1 protein-coding gene is annotated in these 1,079 nt (G+C 65.1%); it reads right to left on the bottom strand.

Going from position 1 to position 1,079, the window contains the following annotated elements; all coding sequences use genetic code 11:
• Nucleotides 1–1,066: DUF475 domain-containing protein (locus AAW13_RS43675; protein WP_071659888.1), on the bottom strand; the 1,066-nt coding region annotated here is incomplete at its 3' end.
• Between the last annotated feature and the right edge of the window lie 13 nt (nucleotides 1,067–1,079).

Genomic DNA, 1,079 nt, shown 5'->3' with positions numbered 1-1,079 from the left:
CCGAGGACCAGAACGACCAGGCGATCAGGACGACGCCGACGAGACCGGTGATGACCTCGTTGATCTCGTACCGGATGGTGACCATCAGGATGACCGCCAGCGCGCCGATCGCGTAGTGGGCGCCGTGCTCCAGGTAGACGTAGTCGTCCAGGGTGCCCTGGCGGACCAGGTAGACGGTGAGCGAACGGACGTACATCGCGCCGATACCGAGGCCCAGGGCCATCAGCACGATGTCGTTGGTGATGGCGAACGCGCCGATCACGCCGTCGAAGGAGAAGGAGGCGTCCAGGACCTCCAGGTAGAGGAACATGAAGAACGCGGCCTGCCCGGCCAGCAGTACCGCCGACTTCTTCCTGCCGCTGCGCTCGGCCTCCTCTTCCTCCTCGTGCTCGCGCTCCTCCTCGGCTTCGAGGCGGTCCTCGAAGAAGCCGGAGAGACCGCCGACGATCATGTACGTGATCAGGCCCGCGATGCCGGCGATCAGGACCGTCTGCGCCTTGTCGGTGTGACCGCCGCCGTGCTGGTGGGCGTGGGTGGCGAAGGTGAAGGAGGTGATCAGCAGGACGATCAGGGCGATGCACACCGCCAGCATGTCGACCTTGCCGAGCTTGGCCAGCGGGCGCTCGATCCAGCGCAGCCACTGGATGTCCCGGTCCTCGAAGATGAAGTCCAGGAAGATCATGAGCAGGAACATCCCGCCGAAGGCGGCGATCGCCGGGTGGGCGTCGGTGACCAGTTCCTGGTAGCGGTCCTTGTTGTTGAGCGCGAGGTCGACGGCCTCGACGGGCCCCATCTTGGCGGTGACCGCGACGATGACGACGGGGAACACCAGCCGCATGCCGAAGACCGCGATGAGGACACCGACCGTGAGGAAGATCTTCTGCCAGAAGGCGTTCATCTTCTTCAGGATCCCGGCGTTGACGACCGCGTTGTCGAACGAGAGGGAGATCTCGAGGACGGCGAGGATCGCCACGATGCCGAAGGCCTCCCAGCCCCCGTAGAAGACCGCGGCGACCAGGCCGAGCGCGGTGATCGCGAACGACCAGCCGAAGGTTTTCAGAAGCACTGGCTACCCAATC

Source organism: Streptomyces humi (genome assembly GCF_001005085.2).
GTDB lineage: Bacteria > Actinomycetota > Actinomycetes > Streptomycetales > Streptomycetaceae > Streptomyces > Streptomyces humi.
The sequence above is the reverse complement of the archived record's forward strand: the minus strand, read 5'-3'. Positions and strand labels throughout refer to the sequence as shown.